Origin of the sequence: Rhizobium sp. RHZ02 (assembly GCF_014851575.1) — a bacterium.
Taxonomy (GTDB): domain Bacteria; phylum Pseudomonadota; class Alphaproteobacteria; order Rhizobiales; family Rhizobiaceae; genus Rhizobium; species Rhizobium altiplani.
The window spans coordinates 606,565-627,119 of the sequence record NZ_JACUZX010000001.1; the positions used below are offsets into that span (position 1 = coordinate 606,565).

Genomic DNA, 20,555 nt, shown 5'->3' on the forward strand with positions numbered 1-20,555 from the left:
TAGAATTTGGAGTTGCCATGAATATTGACTACTCCTGCCTTGCAAACGGCCTTCAAGTTGTCTCGATCGCGTTCAGGGATTTTGAAAGCGCCGTGGTCGCAATTATGATCCGGGCTGGTTCCAGGGTGGATGGAGCCGCTCACGGAACCGCCCATTTTCTCGAACACATGGCATTCAAGGGCACGCGGCACCACGCGTCCGATGAGATTACACAGCGGATTGAAAGCCTCGGGGCGACAATCAACGCGGTTACGGGCAAGGACTACACGCTCTATTATGTTGAGGGGCTGAAGGAAATGCTTCCTGAAGCGGTCGCGATCCTGACAGAGGTAGTGATATCCCCTCGACTCGACCCCGAGGATATGGATGTCGAGAGACAGATCATTCTACAAGAAATTCTGCAAGCCCAGGATGATGCCGCGGTCAGCGCGCTGGCGGGGTTGGCACAGAGGGCCTATCCCGATCAGAGCCTCGGAAAATCAGTTCTGGGCACCCCAGAGACAGTGGCACGGCTAAGCCGAGCAGATCTGATGGATTTCGTCATCGAGAACTATCAGCCTGAAAACATGATACTGATAGCGGCTGGCGGCATATCCCACCACGATTTGGTTGTGCTTGCCAACCGGTTTCTGGATCCTATGCTGGTCTCCAGCCGAACGCGCAAAGAAGCACCCAAGGCGGCCTACTCAGGCGGACTTTTTTTACAGACCCGATCGGAGTTAAGTCAGTCTATCGTAGCCTGCGCATTTCCAACGGCATGGGCAGGTGACCGTCATCGCTACGCGGTTCAAGTCCTTGCGGAGGCATTGGGAACGGGAATGTCGTCCCCCTTGTTCAGATCAATCCGGCGGGACCACGGTCTGGCGTATGAGGTCGGAGCGTGGTCAGAACACGGTTCCGACTTCGGTCTATTCGGCATGTATGCGGCGACATCGGCAACTCATGTTGAAGATGCCCTCCGGCTGATGGGCATTGAACTTTCGAAGATGGCAGCGGCGGACAATGACGAGGCCGTACATCGTGGAAGAAACAAATGCCTCGTCAACCTGGTCCGCGCCCGGGAAACACCGTTTGACGCGGCCCGCATGGTAGGCACGTCTATGCTGTCATTTGGTACGATCGTATCCCCGGAAGATGAGATCAATCGAATTCGAAGCGTCACGACGCGAGATGTGAGGGAGGCCGCATCGACACTGATTGATATGGCGAAACCCACAATCGCTGTTGTCGGTCAACCAGAGCCCATTGACTACGAAGAGGTGATGCTGACCGCAATCAGGTCGGTGCTCGGGAGCACGTCCTCCGATCGGTAAATTGGCTATGGGGTGACGGTTGGCGACCACAGGTCGGCCGGATTGATATCGCGTGCCTTGCGGGTCAGCAGGAAGTGCTGGCCGAATTCGTCCTTGGGATCAGGCCGGGAGCATCGGAGGGTACGGGACGACGGACAAGCAAGACGTCATTGTTCGATCGGCTGATGACGGAGCTCGCAACCGTCAGGAGCGGCGTCGCCGCCGCTGGTGCGCAACGCGGCCTGGTCGTCCGAGAGGTTGTAGAGCGCCTGCAAGACCCGGATCTTGAACATCAGCACCGCCGGAAACGGCGGACGTCCGCCCTTCGATCCGTCTGATCGCTTCAATGCCTTCGCCAACGGATTTTCGAATAAAGCCTAGGGTGGCTTGCGCAATAGCGGTCAACCAACGGTGTCGATCGTTGCTTACATCACGACGAAATCCGCATGCGTCAGCGCCGGCCCGGTTCCGAGGGCCGCGAACTGGAGTTCGATGCGAAAAACCGTGAAGGTCGATTGCCGTGACCTCGACCGGAAGATTCGCCCCTTCCCCCTCGGATCAATAAGATAGTCAGTTGAATTCGCAATACCGATGAAGACGCAGCGCTTTGGCTGCTAAATTTCGTTTCACAAGCAGGGCCGGAGTTTGCGACTGACTGGAAAGGAAGCTTTGATGCGTTCAAGTCCACAATATCAGACCTTAGTCCGAAACAGATCGGACTCGGGTCTGATGGCTTCAGGACCTTTGTCCACTATCCAAGCCCGCCCTGTCCCGCATAACTTGTGCCGTCCAAAACTCACCGGACACCGGGATGCTCCGGCACGCCCCCTCGCGTGAAAACCCCTCGGAGCTTCCGGAACCGGCCCAATTTTCTACGCCGCCCGCGAGATTGTTAATTGGATATTCAGCATGACCACTCGCAGGTTTAGCGCATTCGCAGCACTCGCTGTAAGTCCATGGCGGTTGAGTCTTCAAGCAAACATCGGTCGAGAGCAAGTGAACACACCTTTTGATGAAACCTCGCTCGGAAGGGAGTTCGACCTTTTCGCAACTGAATTGACCAAGCTGCCAACGTCGCCGGAGATCACCGCATTGGAGCTTCGTTTTGCTCTCCTGCGAGAAGCCGTGGCAATCCGCCTCGCGGGACCGAGCCGAATAACTGTTGAGTTGCCGTCGTCGCTATTCGACGCCTAGGATCGAAACCGGATCGCGTTCTGTGTACGGATGATGATCGCCAGACAAAAGCCCCGCTCGTAAGAGGCGGGGCCAATTTGGGCGACATTTGGAAAGGTGGACAACGAACTTAAGCGATCGAGTTCCATGCCTTTTCACGGTTTCGAGCTATCGGCCTCGTCGTCGGCGAGCACTCGCCATGCTGCACCTTGTAAATCGTCATACTGGCCGCTCTTCAGCGACCAGAGAAAAGCCGCGAGGCCGATGCCCCCCATGAAGAGGGCAATCGGTATGAGGTAGATGAGCATGTTCATGCCGTCTTTGTCTCCTTGACGAGCGCAACTGGCTCCCTTGAAAGCCGCGATAAGGGACGGGTTCCAAAGGCAGTGAGACGGAGAGCGTTTGTCACGACGATGATGGAAGAGGTGGACATGGCAACCGCGGCAATCAGGGGCGTGGCGAGACCAGCTATGGCAATCGGAACCGCCAGCACGTTATAGCCGATCGCCAGGGCGAAATTCTGCCTAATCAATGCCGCCGATTGTCGTGCGATCTGGATAGCCTCGGTAACTGCATCGAGGCGTTCGGTAAAGAACACGAGATCAGCGGCTTGGCGCCCGATATCAGAGGCCGAAGCCGGCGCCATGGAAACATGCGCAGCGGCAAGCGCCGGCGCGTCGTTGATACCATCCCCGACCATAAAGACCCGTCGTCCACTTTCGTTCAGGGTCTCGCATTCGTCGACTTTCTGCTTTGGCGACAAGGCGCCGACTGCACGACGAACGCCAAGCTTGGCCGCCGTAGCGTCGACGACAGACTGACGATCACCCGAGAAGATGAATGTTTCAAAACGTCCTTCATCAAGTCTGGCGATCGTCTCTTCCGCGCCCGGCCGCACCACGTCTTCGAAGAAGAAGCGAGCTTTCACGACGCCGTCGCTCGTAAGGACAACCTCCGAAAGGGGACTATCGGGCGAGGCCGAATTTGAGGTTTGCGCACAGGCGAAGGCAGCACTACCCAGACGGTAGTGCCCGTCTCCGTGACGTGCTTCCAGACCGCCGCCCGGGATCTCGCTCACGCGATCGAACGGCATGGGAGCTATCGGGGTGCCGCGGGCAAGGGCTTGAGAGAGCGGGTGCCTGGAGTGGAGTGCCATCCCCGCCGCGAGCGCGACGTCGGCGTCGCCGTCCGCCACGGTTTTCACAAGGCGCGGGGTTCCGAGCGTCAGTGTTCCTGTCTTGTCGAACGCAACCGTGTCAATCTCGGCCAGACGTTCCAGCGCCGAGCCATCCTTCACCATTATTCCCTTCCGGAACAATTCTCCTGCCGCAACAACCTGTACGACAGGGACAGCAAGGCCGAGTGCGCAGGGGCAAGTGATGATAAGAACGGCCACCGCCACAAGCATGGCCTGCTTCCAGTCTCCGCCCAGGAACCCCCAGGCGAGAAATGAGACGAGGGCAAGCAGATGCACTACAGGCGAGTACAAGGCTGCAGCACGATCAGCGATGCGTCGGTAACGCGCGCGTCCTCCTTCGGCAGCTTCCATCAGGTTGATGATCTCCGCAAGCAACGAATCCCTGGCGAGCTTCGTTGCCCGAACCACCAGCGAGCCGGTCAGGTTCATCGCTCCCGAACTTACGGCTGCGCCTTCTGAAACCGCTACCGGATTGCTTTCGCCGGTGACGATCGAAAGATCCAGGTCGCTCTCCCCCTTGGAGACGAGACCATCGACCGGAATACGGTCGCCGGCAGCAACGGCGACTTCGTCGCCAACTGAAATGTCTTCGATCGCGACGTAGCGACGCGAGCCGTCGGGGGACACCACGAGAGCGCCACGCGGAGAGATTCTCGCGAGGCTGTTGATCGCGGCCCTCGCCTTCTCTCGCATGATGTGGTCAAGCGTCCTGCCGATAAGAAGGAAAAAGAGCAGCGAGACTGTCGCGTCGAACCAGGCGTGCTCGCCGTGGTGCATCGTCTCCCACAGGGAGACGGCATAAGACAGCGTCACCGCGAGCGAGATCGGAACGTCCATGTTCGTGCGGCCGTGCCGCAGTGCGTTCCATGCCGACTGGAAGAAGAAGCGACCTGCGTATACCAGCGCCGGTGCTGCGATCATCGCGGAAATCCAATGGAACATGTCGCGGGTGGCGGCATCTGCTCCTGACCAAACCGACACCGAAAGCAGCATGATGTTTGCGGCCGCGAATCCTGCGACGCCAACCGCCAGAAGAAGCTGGTTCCTGGTCTTGTCGTTTTCCGCTGCAACGGGCGCGAACAGATGAGCTCGGTAGCCCACCGAATTTACAGCGTTGATGATTTCCGCAGGGTCCGTCGGGCGCCCCTCAACCTGGTCGGCATATACGCAACTGACGCGACGGGATGTTAGATTTACTCTCGCCTTGCGAACGAAGGGCAGTTTTGCAAGTGCCCTTTCAATCGTCGCGATGCAGGCTCCGCAGTGAGCATCCGGGACGCTGAGATCGAGCTGGAAGAGACCGGAACCGAGTGGGTGACTGGCAAGGGTAACTTCCTCGGAACTGAAGGATGTCGCACTCATTGCCAGCACGCCGTCGGCGTCCATTGTGCAGCAGGTCATTGGCCGAACCCCGCAGTATCAAAACGAACGGCCTCGTGCATGACGACGGCATCGCCTCGGCGCGAAATCAATTCGACGATCCAGTCGCCAGAAGGCACGTGACGGCTTGTCGTGAAGCTGCCTTCGCCAGCCTTTTCGAGCGAGATATTGAAATCCTCGTGATCGCCCACGGGGCGCTTGAAGTTGGCGACAACTATATCCGCCGCAACCGGCGACCCGTCACGGTTCTTGAGGTTGTAGTGGAACACTCCATGCGACATCGAGATGCTGCCGGAGATCCCGGTAGCCGCCAGCGCCTTTATTGCGGCCGCCTTCTTGTTGAATTCCTGGCTGGCCACATAGGTGTTTTCCACGACGAGACCGCTCCAGCTGGACGAGGCCAACCACGCCATGGTCACGTTCACCCCGATCACGACGCCGAAGAATGCAGACGTGACGAACAACATGTGGCGGCCAGTGAAGCCATGGGTGCGAGCAGTCATCTGTTCTCTCCTGGTGCGTTGAACGCCGCGCGGTAGGTCGCGCGATCGGAATGGCCTTCGTCCTCGATCGAGAACAGAAACTCGTTGAGGGCGGCGCCGGTCTGCTTTCGGGTTACGAAGACCTTGAGCGCGGTGACCGCGTCAGGCGCAGCAGCTATGGTGAAGTTGCGGGCCTCCGTTTTGCTCAGTTCCGGAATGCGCATCGTCGCACCTTCCAGACCCGAGATGGAGAGGTCGATCTTCCTCGGAGCGGGAACCATGTTGAGAATTCGAAGCGTGTAGCCGTTGCGAATGGAGCCGTCGCTCTCGAGGACATACTGCGGATTGCGATCGTGGACGACGTTGAGCTCGAGGCGTTCACGCATCGACAAGTGGATCAGCATGGCCAGGCCGATCGAGGCCCAGACGACGGCGTAGAATAGCACCCGGGGCCGAGCGATGGCCCGCCAGTTGAAGTGGCGGATCCCGGCGATGAAGGTTCCATCAACATTGCGCACCTTCGCCGGCTGGACGGGCGCCCTGCCACCATCAGTGGCGATGGCCATGTTGCTCGCATATTCACTGAGCGTCGCATAGGCGATCAGCCCGCGCGGCTTTCCGATCTTGTCCATGACGCTGTCGCAGGCATCGATGCAGAGCGCGCAGGTGATACATTCCATCTGCTGCCCATCGCGGATGTCTATTCCCATCGGGCATACGGCCACACAGGCGTTGCAATCGACACAGTCGCCAACCGCCTGACCCGCCGCCTGGGCCTTCTTGGCGTGGCGCGACCGTTGTTCGCCGCGCCAGTCATTGTAGGTGACGACAAGGGAATTCTCGTCCAGCATGGCCCCTTGGATACGCGGCCACGGGCACATGTAGGTACAGACCTGCTCTCGCATGAGCCCGCCGAGAACATACGTCGTGAAGGTGAGTGTGGCGACAGTGGCATATGCGACGATGGGCGCCGTGCCGGAAAACAGTGAGACGGCGAGCGACGGAGCATCAGCAAAATAGAAAATCCAGGCGCCGCCTGTCGCAATGCCGATCAAGAGCCAGACCGTGTGTTTCAGGATGCGCTTGCGCATCTTGCCGAGCGTCCAGGGACCGGCGTCCAGCTTCATTCGCGCGTTGCGATCGCCTTCGATCGCCCGCTCGACAACAAGGAAAAGGTCTACCCAGACGGTTTGAGGACAGGCGTATCCGCACCAGGCGCGGCCAATGGCAGACGTAACCAGGAACAACCCGAAACCTGCCATCACCAGCAGACCGGCGACGTAGTAGAATTCCTGTGGCCAGATCTCGATGAAGAAAAAGAAGAAACGCCGCGACGAGAGGTCAATCAGGATGGCCTGATCGGGCGCGTAAGGGCCACGGTCCCACCTGATCCAGGGAGACACATAGTAGATGCCGAGGGTAACCAGCATCACGAGCCATTTGAACCTGCGGAAGCGACCTTCCGCCCGCTTGGGAAATATCTTTTTTCGCGGTGCATAAAGCGGCTGGCGATTGCGGCGTGCATTGACCGGCTCGGCATTGACGCGTTCGACGTTGTCTGGATCTGGCGCGGTGTAGAGGTTCATTGGGCTCGTCCGAATTTCACCCGGCCGTTTTCCCATCTTGCCGTTCCCGGTTCCTTGACGCAGATCAATAATCCGGGCGCTTCCCGAAAAAGGGAGGGCCACGCCCTGAAGAGATGGCGTGGCCCGGAGGGATCGCGGAAGGAGGTCCGCGATGTGACCTCCACTAGACACAGCAAACATAGCAGAGCTCGGCCCTGCTCTGTTTGAGCCAGGTCAAACGATCCGCGATCTTGCTGCCATTAGGGGCCACCGCCACCAGGCAAGCCTCGGCCGCGAGACAAAAAAAGAGGCCGCACCTTCAAAGGTACGGCCGGAGTTTACTGGGGCGGGATGTGCGCATTTACATCCCGCTGGACAGTAGTGCTTCTAACGGCTGGTCGGCTTCTGGTCCTTGAGGCAGATCAAACTGACGATCGAATTGCCAATTTTTTGCGCATCCTCCTGTTCGCTTGCAGGATTCGTCGTCTTGCTGGTGCGTGCGGAGACACGGGAATGGATCACCGCGCGAGGGGTACCATAAAGGCCAAGCAATGGATTGTGGTCGTGCGTCGTCATTGTGATCTCCTCTACTGACCGCCGCCCAGCGAATGGACGAATACCGTGAGTTCCTTGACCGCAGTGTCGCCCAGTCGGCCCGCCCATGCCGGCATCACGCCGTGCCTGGGTGCCATAACCTGACGGACGATGGCATCTTCGCCACTTCCTTTGAGCCAGATCGCGTCCGCGAGATTCGGGGCTCCCATCTCAAGTTTGCCCTTGGCATCTTCCCCGTGACATGCAGCACAATTATCGAGGAAGATCTGCTTGCCAGCCTCCGCACCGGACGCGTCGGAAGGCGTGTTCGTCAGGCTCCATACATAGGCCGCAACCTGCTTGGTCTGTACGGGATCCAGCATGTCACGGAATGCCGGCATTTCGGACACATGGGTGTCGGCGTCCGCTTCGTAGCGCACGCCATGGGCGATGGTTGCCTGAATTGAATCGAGGTCTCCGCCCCAGAGCCAGTCGTCGTCGTTGAGGTTGGGAAATCCCGGTCCGCCGCTTGCGCCGGATCCATGGCAGGGAGCACAGTTGACCTTGAATGCCGAGGCGCCGCCCGCGATCGCGAATTCGCGAAGCGAAGGATCGGCATCGATCTCCTGGACCGTCTTTGCCGCGATCATGTCGTGGAACTTCGTCTGCGCGACCTTTGCCTGATTGAGATCCTGCTGAAGCTCCGCGCGGCTGGAAAATCCCAGATAGCCTTTCGTCGCCGAGGTGATCATCGGAATGGCAGGATAGGCGACAGCGTATGCGACCGCCCACAGGATCGTGACATAGAATGTCCACACCCACCATCTCGGCATCGGATTGTTGAGTTCGCGGATGCCGTCCCATTCGTGTCCGGTCGTTTCGACGCCACTGATTTCATCAATATGTTTTTCCGACATCTCAATCGTCCTTTAGGGGAATGCTGGCAGCATCCTTCGCAGTCCGGCCGCTGCCAGGACGAAGGGTGAAGATCACGGCCCCAACGAAGAACGCTGCCATCGCCAGGAGGCCCCAACTGTCGGCGAAGTGCCGCATAGCGGTATAGGTTTCCATCAGTTCACCTCATCGATAACCGGTGGCGTCGTCGTAGGTCGAGAAGTCGACGAGCGTGCCAAGCATCTGCAGATAAGCCACAAGGGCGTCCATTTCGGTAAGCTTCGACGGATCACCGTCGAAGTCGCCAACCTTCGCCTTCGGATATCTTTCGAGGAGTGCCGTGGTATCGCCGTTCGGGTCGGCCTGGACTTTCATGTCGGCTTCGGCGTTGGCGAGCATGTCCTGCGTGTAGGGTACGCCGACATCCTCGTTTGCCTTGAGGTCCATGCCGACGTCCTTCACCGTGACCTCCTGCTCCTTCAGGAAGGAGTAGCTCGGCATGATCGATTCCGGCACGACCGCTCGCGGATTTGCGAGGTGCTGGACGTGCCATTCGTTCGAATAGCGGCCGCCAACACGGGCAAGGTCCGGACCGGTGCGCTTCGAGCCCCACTGGAACGGGTGGTCGTACATGGATTCCGCAGCGAGCGAATAGTGGCCATATCGTTCGACTTCGTCGCGGAATGGCCGGATCATCTGGCTGTGGCAAAGGTAGCAGCCTTCGCGGATGTAGATGTTGCGACCCGCAAGCTCGAGCGGTGTGTAGGGGCGCATCCCTTCAACCTTCTCGATTGTGTTCTGCAGGTAAAACAGTGGTGCGATCTCGACGATGCCGCCGATGCTGACCACGAGGAGCGAGCCGACGAGAAGAAGCGTCGCGTTCTTCTCGAGGATCTGATGTTTGTCCAGTATCGATGCCATGTTTCACCTCACTCGGCAGGCTGTGCCTGGGGCACGTAGGCGGTGGGAATTGCTGCTTCGTTTCGCAGGTGGCCGCGGATGGTCATGTAGATATTCCAGGCCATCACCAGACCGCCAGCCAGATAGAGAGCACCTCCGGCGACACGCAGGACATAGTAGGGGAACATCGCTGCGACGGTTTCGGCGAACGAATACACCAGGAAGCCCTGCGAATTGTACTCACGCCACATCAGACCCTGCTGGATGCCGGCGACCCAAAGGACGGCCGCGTAGACGACAATGCCAAGGGTCGCGAGCCAGAAGTGCCAGTTGACCATGCGCAGGCTGTAAAGCCGCTCGCGGCCCCAGAGCTTTGGCGTCAGATAGTAGACCGCGCCGAACGTGATCATCCCAACCCATCCAAGCGCGCCCGAATGGACGTGACCGATGGTCCATTCCGTGTAGTGGCTGAGCGAATTGACTGTCTTCACCGACATCATCGGCCCCTCGAAGGTCGACATGCCATAGAAGGCGATTGCAACGATCATCATGCGGATGATCGGATCTGTCCGGATCTTGTCCCAAGCGCCCGACAGGGTCATGAGGCCGTTGATCATGCCGCCCCAGGAAGGCATCCAGAGCATGACCGAAAACACCATGCCGAGTGTCTGTGCCCAGTCGGGAAGTGCCGTGTAGTGCAGGTGATGCGGTCCAGCCCAGATGTACATGAAGATCAGGGCCCAGAAGTGGATGATCGACAAGCGATACGAATAGATCGGACGATTTGCCTGCTTTGGAACAAAGTAATACATCATCCCGAGGAAGCCGGCGGTAAGGAAGAAGCCCACGGCGTTGTGTCCGTACCACCACTGGGTCAGTGCGTCCTGCACGCCTGAGAACGCGGAATAGCTCTTCGAGCCGAGGAACGACGCCGGAACAGCGAGGTTGTTCACGACGTGGAGCATCGCGATCGTCACGATAAAGCCGAGATAGAACCAGTTCGCCACATAGATATGTGGTTCCTTGCGCCTCAGGATCGTCCCCAGGTAAACCACGAGATACGCCACCCAGACGATCGTCAGCCAGATGTCCACATACCATTCCGGTTCTGCGTATTCGCGTGCCTGGGTGATGCCCAGGACGTATCCGGTCGCGGCCATGACGATGAAGAGCTGGTAGCCCCAGAAGACGAACCAGGGCAGGCTTCCTCCGAAGAGCCGCGCCTGACAGGTGCGCTGAACAACATAGAACGACGTCATGATGAGGGCGTTACCGCCGAACGCGAAAATGACCGCCGACGTGTGTACAGGACGAAGCCGCCCGAAGTTCAGATACGGCGCGATGTTCAGATCCGGGAACGCCAATTGCGCGGCGACAACGACGCCGACGAGAAAACCGACCACTCCCCAGAAGACAGTGGCGATAAGCCCATACCGGATGACCTCGTCGAAATAGCCCGAGGTGTCCGGCTTGGCAATTCGTGCCGCAGGAGAGAAGTCGATCCTCCTGATCAGGAGCACGGTGCCCGCCAATAAGCAGAAGGACAGAATGCTCATATGGACAGCAAAAAGATGGTCATGCGCGAATGCGGCGGCCAGCAGTGCCAGAAATGCTGCAACCGCGACCGCCATCGTTTCCGTAGAGTAGTTCATGGTGTCGTCCCCAGTGCGCAGACGACCGCTCCGCGACCGCCTTTCTCGTACTTTCGGGAACGACTGTCATGGCGGGGACCCATGCTCCTTGATCTATGTCAACGAAGCACGACTTTGCTGCCGGCCAGGCGCTGCTGTTACAGACTGTTACAAAGTCGCACCAACTCTCACAGTCCGATCATTTCCGTGTGACAGGACCAACGTCTTATGCCCTCACATCAACGAGGGGCACGAACATGCTGATGCAGGGCAACACCGCTTTCGAAAACGTAGAGGCCACCAGCAAGTTGAGCTGCGACCAGCCGCTGGCATCGGTATTTCAGATGTCGGCCACCGAGACGGTCGAGGCTGGCGAGGCGATCTGCTGGGAGGGAGATGCCGCCAAGCACCTCTTCCAGATTGTGGAAGGCGTGGTCCGGCTCCACCGGATTATTGGTGAAGGCCGCCGGGTCATTACAGCATTCCAGTTCGCTGGCGACGTGGTCGGCGCTTTCCTGCAAGGCGACCTCCTGTTCACCGCCGAGGCTGTTACAGACTGTAAGATCCGTCGGGTTTCGCGCAAAACCTTCCACGATGAGGTTTCGCGCTCGGACGCCTTGAGACCAGCCTACATCAACCTGCTCTGCAAGGAGACGGCTGCCGCCCACGACCAGATGGTGCTTCTCTCCAAGAAGAACGCCGAGGAGCGCCTTTGCAGCTTCATCTTGAAGCTGGCGTTACGCAGCGAGTCGCAACTCAAGAAGGGTCTCCTGCGCCTCCCCATGAACCGGCAGGACATCGCCGACTATCTCGGCCTCACGATCGAAACCGTCTCGCGGACCATCTCCAAGCTCGCCGCCAAGAATATCGTCATCCCGGAAGGCAGGCATGACCTCAGGATCGTCAGTCAATCCCGCCTCGCCCAGCTGTCGGGCAATTCTGATGATTTTTCGGAGAAGACCTGTCATAGGGGTAGCGTTCATTGATGTCTTGAAAGAGCCGACATGCCCCATCGATTGATAGCGCCACGCACCGCATCGCCCCACGAGCTGGATGCGCTCGTGCACGTGCTGGACGGGGCCGACATCATCGTGCATCGACTTGAAGGTACGATCACCCACTGGTCGATCGGCTGCGAAAGCATGTACGGATGGGCGCGGGAGGAAGCCGTCGGAGAAAGTGTCGACGAGCTGCTCGACACCCGGTTCCCTGAACCCGTGGATGATATAAGGACGCATCTGAAGTCGCGCGGTTTCTGGCAAGGCGAGGTCGTTCACCGCCACAAGAGCGGCTATTACATCAACGTCGCGACCCGCTGCGTCCTGGTCAACCTGCCCGACGGCGAACCGGCGGTCATCCAGGCCAACAGCGACGTGAGCGCGCTGCGCAAGGCCGAAGAGGTCGTGCGATCGCGAGAGGCCCACCTGACTTCGATCCTGGATACCGTTCCCGATGCAATGATCGTCATCGACCAGAAGGGTATCGTTCTTTCATTCAGCAAGGCCGCTGAAACGTTGTTCGGAATGGCCGCGGAGGATATCTGCGGTCGCAATGTCAGCAATCTCATGCCAAACCCCTATCGTGACGCACATGACGGCTACATCGACCGATATCTCCACACCGGCGAGAAGCGCATCATTGGTTACGGACGGGTCGTCACCGGCCGGCGCGCTGACGGCTCGCAGTTTCCCATGGAGCTTCATGTCGGGGAAGCGACCGCCGATGGCGAGCGCATCTTCACAGGTTTCGTGCGCGATCTGACCAGCCGCTTCAAGATCGAGGAAGATCTACGCCAGGCGCAGAAGATGGAAGCCGTTGGTCAGTTGACCGGAGGTCTCGCACACGACTTCAACAACCTTCTGACCGTCATCAGTGGAAATCTGGAAATGATCGAGGACAAGCTGCCGCCCGGGCCGCTCCGCGACATTCTGCGCGAGGCGCAGGATGCGGCGGCCGACGGCGCCAAGCTGACCGGGCAGTTGCTGGCGTTTGGCAGACGCCAGCCCCTCAGCCCCAAACAGGCAGACCTCGGCCAACTCGTCACCGGCTTCTCTGATCTCCTTCGCAGAACGTTGGGCGAAAACATCAAGCTGTCCACGGTCCTCTCGGGATCCGACTTCAATGTGCTGGTCGACAGCTCCCAGCTTCAGAACGCCATCCTCAACATCGCCCTGAATGCGCGGGACGCAATGCCCAAGGGCGGAAGCCTGACAACAGAAATCTCGCGCACTCACCTGGATGCCGACTATGCGAAGATGTATCCGGAGGTGCGAAGCGGCAATTTCGTGCTCATCGCCATGACCGACACGGGTGACGGCATGACGGATGACGTGAAGAAACGGGCCATCGAACCGTTCTTCACCACCAAGGAGGTGGGCTCCGGAACAGGCCTTGGACTGAGCATGGTCTACGGCTTCGTCAAACAGTCCGGCGGGCATCTTCAGATTTACAGCGAGGTCGGACGGGGCACCACGATCCGGATCTACCTGCCCGCAATCAGCGGCGCCAGGCCGGACGCCGGAAGCCAGGATCGGGGCACGGTCGAAAGCGCCCTGCCCCGCGGAACCGAGCGGATCCTGGTCGTCGAAGACGATTCGCGGGTGAGACGGGTGGCGTTGGCGAGGCTTGCCGACATGGGGTACCAGGTGCTCGAAGCCGAGAACGGACGCCGCGCGCTTGAACTGCTCTATGAGAACGATGACGTCGCGCTGCTGTTCACGGACATCGTGATGCCAGGTGGGATGACCGGAGACGAGCTCGCCAGAGAGGTTCGCGACCTCAGGCCCGACATCGCCATTCTTTTCACATCCGGGTACTCGGAGCCGGCACTGGCGACGAACGAAGTCATTCCCGGCGCTGAGTGGCTGCGCAAACCGTACACGGCCCGCGATCTCGCCTTCAAGGTTCGAGACATGCTCGATAAGGCTCAGCAGCAGAGCCTATCGTAGCCAGTTTTCACACTATTAGCCGAATCTGTCGTCTTGCCTCGAGAGGGCTGGAAGACTGGCCTTCCTCAGGCGTCGAGCCGGCGGGTTGGCCGACGGGCAGGCGAGTGATGTGGCCTCAATGAATTGCTCCGATATCGTGATCTCGAACGAAGTGAACGCGACCAAGGCGGTCGTCGAGCACGAGACCCGCCCTTCCAGTCTCTTCGTCTTATCACCGGTCGACTGCGCGGTTCATCATCGGTGCGAATATGCAATCGATGTTGCCCAAATTTGACGAGCGTCAAAGAAGGCAGCAACCGCATGCCCTAGAACCGTTCCCGAGGCCAACGTTTCGGCCCCGTAAAATAGGAGATAAGCAATGCGTTTGAAATTCGGCCTGATCGCTGCGACGGTAGCCCTTGTCGCCTCGGCAGCACCGCTCATGGCAGCAGAGCATCAGGTGCAAATGCTCAACAAGGGCACCGACGGCGCAATGGTATTCGAACCGGGCTTCATCAAGATCGCTCCCGGCGACACCGTCACCTTCGTGCCCACCGACAAGAGCCACAATGTCGAGACGTTCAAGGGTCTCATTCCTGATGGCGCGGCTGAGTTCAAATCCAAGGCGAACGAACAGTTTCAGACCAAGTTCGACGTTCCGGGCGCTTACGTTATCAAGTGCACGCCGCACGCCGGCATGGGCATGGTGGCACTGATCCAGGTCGGCGACAAGCCGGCAAACCTGGACGCGATCAAGACCGCGAAGGTACCGAACATGGTACGCAAGCGTCTCGATGCCGACCTCGCGCAAGTTACCCAATAACCCCGAATCTGCAGGGACTGGCGCACTGCGCCAGTCCGCGCAGGGAGACCACTTTCATGATCAAACAGGTAGCAGCAACCCTCCTACTGAGTGTCTTCGCGGTGGGCGCGGCACACGCACATGCAACGCTTGAGCAGGCTCAAGGCATCTCTGGCAAAGCCTACAAGGCAGTGGTCCGGATTGGCCACGGTTGCGAGGGAAAGCCCACCCTCAAGGTTCGCGTAAAAGTCCCCGAGGGGTTGCTGTCAGCCAAGCCGATGCCGAAGGCGGGCTGGACCGTCGAGAAGATAAAGGGAAGCTACGAAAAGAGCTATGATCTGTACGGCAAGCCGGTGAAGGAAGGTCTCACCGAGATCATCTGGAGCGGTGGAAATCTCGCCGACGACGAATATGACGAGTTCGTGTTCCGCGGGACGGTGGCCAAGGAACTGCCGCTCGGCACACGGGTCTACGTCCCGATCGTGCAGGAATGCACAGACGGAGCGTCCGAACGCTGGATCGAGATTCCCGCGGCGGGCAAGTCGTCCGACGACTACGAGAAGCCGGCTCCCTATTTCGACGTTGTGGAACAGCCGCGCTCCTGATCCAAGGTGATCGCCCATGTGGCTTAGAAATCGCAACTGGGCGACACGTCTATCATTCAAAAATGCGGCTTGCGCACTGCTTGTGGCAGGCATGGGCTTTCTTTCGCCTTCCGGCGCATATGCCCATGCCGTCTTGTTGAACGCCTCACCTGCCAATGACGCTGTCGTGGAAGCAGCGCCAGCCAATATCCAGCTTCGGTTCAGCGAACCGGTCAGCGTTGTCCGGGCAAGCATCAGGATCGGCGAAGGAAACTCGATCGACCTTCCCGCAACATCAGGCTCCGAAGTCGACCTGGCGATCCCGCGGTCGATCTCGAGCGGCACCGCCATTGTCAGTTATCGCGTGGTTTCCGAGGATGGACATCCGGTCGGGGGCTCGATCGTATTTCACGTCGGCGCACCATCAGCCATTTCCGCACCGGCTGTTGCCGATACCTCCGTACTGCTACAGGGTGCGATATGGTCGATACACACAGTCTCGATTCTATACCTCGCCGTCCTGATCGGCGGAACGCTCTTCACTCGATGGCTTTATCCGGCGATGTCGCTCACAAGGCGACCTGATCTTGTCATCGTTCTGGGCGTCCTTCTCTTCTCGTCGGGTGTCTATCTGCAGGGGTTGGACGAAATGGGCCTCGGCCTGGCGTTCGCCGGCCTGGAGCCGCTGCTTGTCGCCTCCAGGAGCGGCGCTGCGATCGCCGCAGGCATGGCGTTAGTGGCGGTTCTTCTTGTTTCGATACCCGTCTGTCGAGCCAGCCCTGCCTACCTTTCGCTTGCGGTTCTTGCGATGGGTTCGGCCTCCGTGTCCTTCGCCTTCACAGGTCATTGCAACGTCGTAGCGACACCCTGGCTCGCCCGGGCATGCATTGTTCTTCATGGCGCGACGCTGCTTTTCTGGATCGGTAGCCTGCCTCCCCTTTGGCGGTTAAGTCGAACGGGGCCCACGGATCCGCTTGCGGGTTTCTCGCGTGTCATTCCACTGCCGTTCTTCGTGCTGTTGATGGCAGGCGCGGCGCTCGCGTGGCTTGAGCTGCCCGGTGTCCAGACCATTCCGCTGTCGCTTTACGGCCGGCTGCTCGTGCTGAAGGTGGCCCTGGTTGGAATTCTCTGCGCTCTCGCAATATACAATCGATTCTGGCTGACGAGGCCCGCTGCTGCAGGAGATCAGGCTGCTCGCCGAAAGCTCCGCCGATCAATCGCCGCTGAAGTTGCGCTTGCTGTTGCAATCGTAGCCACGGCGTCACTCTGGCGCTTCGCCGGGCCGGATCAACTGCAATATGCCGCAAGGCCGCAGGCTTTCTCCATTCATCTTCATTCCGGTGAAGTCATGGCTCAGCTGAAACTTGTGCCCGACCTGGCCGCAGGCACGGCGAAGGCGGAGGTTGACTTCCTGACTCCGGACTTCGATCCGATCGATCCGCAGGGCGCAACGCTGCGTGCGTGGAATCCAGACGCCGGCGTGGAGCCGATCAAGTATGACCTCAGGAAATCGTCCAAAGGTGGATGGGAGGCAAGCGGCCTGCCAACATTCGATCCGACCGGTTGGAAGGTCGACATCGAAGTGCTGATCGACGACTTCACCATGAAGCACCTTGAAGGCGAGCTGCGGCCGTAGCCGGGCCGTCACTGCAAAAGTATCGAACTAGCGGATCATCCGGAAAGTGTGCATGCCAATGCGACCGCTTTCGAGGCATTCTTTCCTGTGCCATTTGAATCGCTAATTGGATTGTCGCTCAGGGTCTGATCAAACGCTCTCGCCCGGCCGCGCGCGCGGGCAGGCCCCGGCCGCGACGACGTCCAGACCGACTTAGATAGAAAACGCCTGCCGCTACGGGTGGACCCGCCGTAAAGCTGGATACGTCGAAGGTTTTCGATTGCAGCGAGACAGAATGAGCAGCGGCAGTCAGTAAGAACGTCGCTGGCGCCGATACTCAGCCTTGTTACTCCAACGGTCGTCAGCATTTCCGTGCGCGGAAAGTCAAATGATGAGCAGGATGACACCCTTATCGGACGAACTTGACAGGCCTCGGCTTCACAAGCGAGAAAATCGACAAAAGGTAGACTTTTGGAGCCTGTCGTGTCCCTGAACATCAAAAACCCGGCCACCGTCGCGCTTGCCGACGAGCTTGCCCGCCGCCAGGGTATCAGCAAGACCGCCGCCATTCATCAGGCCCTCAGCGAACGCCTGCATCGCCTGGGCTACGGCGATGGTACCCAGCAACGTCTCCTTGACGAACTGCGCCGGATCCGCGAAAGAGTGGCGCAATTGCCGGAACTGGACAATCGCAACGACGAGGAGATCGTCGGCTTTGACGAGCACGGAATTCCGAACTGATGGATCGACACGAACTTTCGGAACTGCTCGGCTGCGAGCAGCGCGTCGCCTACGAAGTGTTGCGAATAACCCTGCACACGGTGCGTGACAGGCTTTCGGTGGATGACAATGCCAAGGTTGGCAACGATCTGCACCGCTGCTTTGCGGCCTCTACTTGGAGGCATGGGACCCGATGAAAACCCACGGGCATTATGCCTTCGCGATCTAGCGACTCCTACTCGCGGCCTTGCCACTTACCGCTGCGTCAGACAGAGACGTGTTCGCGAAGATCATGACATTGTTCGAAACCCGACGCGGTCACAAGAAATCGACCAATCTCGCCCTTGCGCTAAAGCTTTGCGCCACGTCTGCCCAAAACAGTGATCCTCCCTGCGCTGTTCCTCAGGGCGAGCCAATTTGTCGCGGCAGTCCTGAAGGGAAATCGGCGTGGGCGTGTTGGCCATTGAAGCGCCAATCGCTGTCGGGATCTCCGCCGGAAGGTCTATTCGTCCTTTTCGTCCTCGACGCCTTTCTTGAAGGCGCGAATGCCCTGCGCCACGTCTCCCATCAGTTCCGGGATCTTTCCACGGCCAAATAGAAGCAGCACGATTGCAAGCACTATGAGCCAGTGCCACGCGCTGAAGGAACCCATCATTAAACTCCTGCCGCCGCATTCTTGTTCGGGAGGCTTCCGTGCGGCTTCGAAAGCTGCATCACTCTATCGACTGCCTGCAGCGCATCGTTGGTCTTGAGCAAAGAGAAGCGCTTTGGAACGATGCTGCCAGAGCCCTCAGTGTTCCTTGTTTGCGTAGACGGAGCGCTTGGTCAGGTAGATCAGTCCGGAGAAGATGACCAGGAAGACCATGACCATGAAACCGGTGCGCTTGCGCTCCTCGAGATGCGGCTCGGCGGCCCACATCAGGAAGGAGGAGACGTCCTTGGCGTACTGGTCGACCGTCGCCGGCGATCCGTCGTCATAGGTGACCTGGCCGTCGGAGAGCGGCTTTGGCATGGCGAGAGCAGCAGCACCGGCGAAGTACGGGTTGTAGTGCGTGCCCTCGGCCACCTGGACGCCGGCCGGCGGCTGCTGGTCGTAGCCGGTCAGCAGCGAGTAGATGTAGTCCGGACCGCCTTCCTGATAGCCGCCGACGAACGGGATCATGTCGATCAGGAACTGCGGGAAGCCGCGCTCGATGCCGCGCGCCTTGGCGATCAGCGAGAAGTCCGGCGGCGCCGCACCATTGTTGGCGGCAGCCGCCGCCTCGTGGTTCGGGAACGGCGACGGGAAATAGTCCGACGGAATGGCCTTGCGGGTGAACATGTCACCGCTGGCATTCGGGCCGTCCTGAACCTCGTAGTTGGCGGCCAAGGCCTTCACCTGTGCGTCCGAGTAGCCGAGAGCTCCGAGCGTGCGGAACGGCACGAGGCTCATCGAGTGACAGGCGGCGCAGACTTCCGTGTAGACCTTCAGGCCGCGCTGCAGCTGGCCCTTGTCGTAATGGCCGAGCGGGCCGGCAAAGGTCCAGTGCTCATGCTTCGGATGCATGAGCGGATAGTGCGGCGTTGCGCCTTCGGCATGCTCTGCCGGCGCAGCCCCGTTCGGGGTGGCTTCCTCGGCGAGTGCCGCGCCGCTCAAACCAGCGACGACGGCCAGCGACAGGAGGCTGGTAACAAGCTTGTTCATGTGTCTCTTCCCTTCCTGTCGCACGCTCAGGCCTTGACCGGCTCGGCGGCCGCCACCTTGTTGCGCTTTTCCAGAACCGCTTCCGTAATCGAGTTGGGCAAGCGGCGCGGCGTCTCGACGAGGCCGAGAACCGGCATGATCACCAGGAAGAAGGCGAAGTAGAAGAGAGTGCCAAGCTGCGACATGATCACGTAGGTGCCTTCGGCAGGACGCGAGCCGAGCCAGCCGAGGACGATGGCATTGGCGACGAACAGCCAGAAGAACAGCTTGTACCAAGGGCGATAAGCCGCCGAACGCACCTTCGAGGTATCGAGCCAGGGCACGAAGAACAGCACGATGATGGCGCCGAACATGACGAGGACGCCGGCCAGCTTCGAGTCGATCGGTCCGATGTTGAAGGTGATCGAGCGCAGCATCGCGTAGAACGGCAGGAAGTACCATTCCGGAACGATATGGGCCGGCGTCTTCAACGGGTCAGCCGGGATGTAGTTGTCCGGATGGCCGAGGAAGTTCGGCATGTAGAAGACGAAGTAGGCGTAGACCAGCAGGAAGATCGAAACGCCAAGCGCATCCTTCAGCGTCGCGTAGGGCGTGAAGCGAACCGTGTCGGTCTTGGTCTTGACCTCGACGCCGGTCGGATTCGTCTGGCCGACGACATGCAGCGCCCAGATGTGCAGGACGACGACGCCGGCAATGACGAAGGGCAGCAGGTAGTGCAGCGAGAAGAAGCGGTTCAGCGTCGGGTTGTCGACGGCAAAGCCGCCGAGCAGGAACTGCTGGATCCACTCGCCGACCAGCGGGAATGCCGAGAAGAAGCCGGTGATGACGGTCGCGCCCCAGAAGGACATCTGGCCCCAGGGCAGAACGTAGCCCATGAAGCCGGTCGCCATCATCAGCAGGTAGATGAGGACGCCGAGGATCCAGAGGATCTCGCGCGGCGCCTTGTAGGAGCCGTAGTAGAGACCACGGGCAATATGCAGATAGACGGCAACGAAGAAGAACGACGCGCCGTTGGCGTGCATATAGCGCAGCAGCCAGCCGTGGTTGACGTCACGCATGATCTTTTCGACGGAGTTGAAGGCAACCGTCGTTTCCGCCGCATAGTGCATGGCCAGCACGACGCCGGTCAGGATCTGCACGACGAGCATGACCGCCAGCATGGCGCCGAAGGTGT

At 59.5% G+C, this 20,555-nt stretch carries 20 protein-coding genes and 1 pseudogene; 8 read left to right on the forward strand and 13 right to left on the reverse strand.

What is annotated here, in order from left to right; translation table 11 throughout:
* The first annotated feature begins 17 nt into the window (after positions 1 to 17).
* Positions 18 to 1,313 (forward strand): M16 family metallopeptidase, encoded by a 1,296-nt coding sequence (locus IB244_RS02840; protein ID WP_192303095.1) that lies wholly within the window; start codon positions 18 to 20, stop codon positions 1,311 to 1,313.
* A gap of 221 nt (positions 1,314 to 1,534) precedes the next feature.
* Here the strand turns inward: IB244_RS02840 and IB244_RS02845 are convergent.
* The 10 genes and pseudogenes from IB244_RS02845 to ccoN all read right to left on the reverse strand — a co-directional run.
* A pseudogene (locus tag IB244_RS02845) lies at positions 1,535 to 1,621 on the reverse strand (transposase); the annotation flags it as partial.
* Positions 1,622 to 2,620: 999 nt separating this feature from the next.
* A complete protein-coding gene (ccoS, locus tag IB244_RS02850; protein ID WP_018860169.1) occupies positions 2,621 to 2,779 on the reverse strand; it encodes a cbb3-type cytochrome oxidase assembly protein CcoS in 159 nt (52 codons plus the stop codon).
* Positions 2,776 to 5,064 (reverse strand): cation-translocating P-type ATPase, encoded by a 2,289-nt coding sequence (locus tag IB244_RS02855; RefSeq protein ID WP_192303097.1) that lies wholly within the window; start codon positions 5,062 to 5,064, stop codon positions 2,776 to 2,778. The genes ccoS and IB244_RS02855 overlap by 4 nt, the downstream gene beginning before the upstream one ends.
* A complete protein-coding gene (locus tag IB244_RS02860; RefSeq protein ID WP_192242182.1) occupies positions 5,061 to 5,546 on the reverse strand; it encodes a FixH family protein in 486 nt (161 codons plus the stop codon). The genes IB244_RS02855 and IB244_RS02860 overlap by 4 nt, the downstream gene beginning before the upstream one ends.
* Entirely contained in the window at positions 5,543 to 7,111 is a 1,569-nt protein-coding gene (gene ccoG, locus IB244_RS02865; RefSeq protein ID WP_192242183.1) for a cytochrome c oxidase accessory protein CcoG, read from the reverse strand. Before ccoG ends, IB244_RS02860 begins: the two co-directional genes overlap by 4 nt.
* Positions 7,112 to 7,477: 366 nt before the next feature.
* Complete coding sequence (locus tag IB244_RS02870; protein ID WP_018860173.1) at positions 7,478 to 7,666, reverse strand: hypothetical protein; 189 nt, start codon at positions 7,664 to 7,666, stop codon at positions 7,478 to 7,480.
* 11 nt (positions 7,667 to 7,677) lie between these two features.
* Complete coding sequence (gene ccoP / locus IB244_RS02875) at positions 7,678 to 8,541, reverse strand: cytochrome-c oxidase, cbb3-type subunit III (protein WP_062374556.1); 864 nt, start codon at positions 8,539 to 8,541, stop codon at positions 7,678 to 7,680.
* Between the two features lies 1 nt (position 8,542).
* Positions 8,543 to 8,695: a cbb3-type cytochrome c oxidase subunit 3 gene (locus tag IB244_RS02880; RefSeq protein WP_018860175.1), complete on the reverse strand. Its 153-nt coding sequence runs from the start codon at positions 8,693 to 8,695 to the stop codon at positions 8,543 to 8,545.
* Between the two features lie 9 nt (positions 8,696 to 8,704).
* A complete protein-coding gene (ccoO, locus tag IB244_RS02885; protein WP_018860176.1) occupies positions 8,705 to 9,439 on the reverse strand; it encodes a cytochrome-c oxidase, cbb3-type subunit II in 735 nt (244 codons plus the stop codon).
* A gap of 8 nt (positions 9,440 to 9,447) precedes the next feature.
* Positions 9,448 to 11,070, reverse strand: a complete 1,623-nt coding sequence (gene ccoN, locus IB244_RS02890; RefSeq protein WP_025662553.1) for a cytochrome-c oxidase, cbb3-type subunit I — start codon at positions 11,068 to 11,070, stop codon at positions 9,448 to 9,450.
* Between the two features lie 236 nt (positions 11,071 to 11,306).
* Here ccoN and IB244_RS02895 point away from each other — a divergent pair, with 236 nt between their 5' ends.
* The 7 genes from IB244_RS02895 (at position 11,307) to IB244_RS02925 (ending at position 17,894) form a co-directional block, all read left to right on the forward strand.
* Positions 11,307 to 12,035, forward strand: coding sequence for a Crp/Fnr family transcriptional regulator (locus IB244_RS02895; protein WP_169684065.1), 729 nt, complete (start codon positions 11,307 to 11,309; stop codon positions 12,033 to 12,035).
* A gap of 18 nt (positions 12,036 to 12,053) precedes the next feature.
* Positions 12,054 to 13,997 (forward strand): PAS domain S-box protein, encoded by a 1,944-nt coding sequence (locus IB244_RS02900; RefSeq protein WP_192303099.1) that lies wholly within the window; start codon positions 12,054 to 12,056, stop codon positions 13,995 to 13,997.
* 358 nt (positions 13,998 to 14,355) lie between these two features.
* Positions 14,356 to 14,799: a pseudoazurin gene (locus tag IB244_RS02905; protein ID WP_112660841.1), complete on the forward strand. Its 444-nt coding sequence runs from the start codon at positions 14,356 to 14,358 to the stop codon at positions 14,797 to 14,799.
* A 56-nt stretch (positions 14,800 to 14,855) separates the two neighbouring features.
* Positions 14,856 to 15,383 (forward strand): YcnI family protein, encoded by a 528-nt coding sequence (locus tag IB244_RS02910; RefSeq protein WP_192303101.1) that lies wholly within the window; start codon positions 14,856 to 14,858, stop codon positions 15,381 to 15,383.
* Positions 15,384 to 15,399: 16 nt separating this feature from the next.
* Positions 15,400 to 16,998, forward strand: a complete 1,599-nt coding sequence (locus tag IB244_RS02915) for a copper resistance CopC/CopD family protein (RefSeq protein ID WP_246734286.1) — start codon at positions 15,400 to 15,402, stop codon at positions 16,996 to 16,998.
* 462 nt (positions 16,999 to 17,460) lie between these two features.
* Positions 17,461 to 17,718, forward strand: coding sequence for a type II toxin-antitoxin system VapB family antitoxin (locus IB244_RS02920; protein WP_192303103.1), 258 nt, complete (start codon positions 17,461 to 17,463; stop codon positions 17,716 to 17,718).
* Positions 17,718 to 17,894 (forward strand): hypothetical protein, encoded by a 177-nt coding sequence (locus IB244_RS02925; protein ID WP_192303105.1) that lies wholly within the window; start codon positions 17,718 to 17,720, stop codon positions 17,892 to 17,894. Before IB244_RS02920 ends, IB244_RS02925 begins: the two co-directional genes overlap by 1 nt.
* Before the next feature lie 305 nt (positions 17,895 to 18,199).
* Here the strand turns inward: IB244_RS02925 and IB244_RS02930 are convergent, their stop codons facing one another.
* The 3 genes from IB244_RS02930 to IB244_RS02940 all read right to left on the reverse strand — a co-directional run.
* Positions 18,200 to 18,349, reverse strand: a complete 150-nt coding sequence (locus IB244_RS02930; RefSeq protein WP_018860191.1) for a twin-arginine translocase TatA/TatE family subunit — start codon at positions 18,347 to 18,349, stop codon at positions 18,200 to 18,202.
* A 138-nt stretch (positions 18,350 to 18,487) separates the two neighbouring features.
* Positions 18,488 to 19,381 (reverse strand): cytochrome c1, encoded by an 894-nt coding sequence (locus IB244_RS02935; protein WP_169684410.1) that lies wholly within the window; start codon positions 19,379 to 19,381, stop codon positions 18,488 to 18,490.
* A gap of 26 nt (positions 19,382 to 19,407) precedes the next feature.
* Positions 19,408 to 20,555: cytochrome b (locus IB244_RS02940; protein ID WP_192303107.1), on the reverse strand; the 1,148-nt coding region annotated here is incomplete at its 5' end.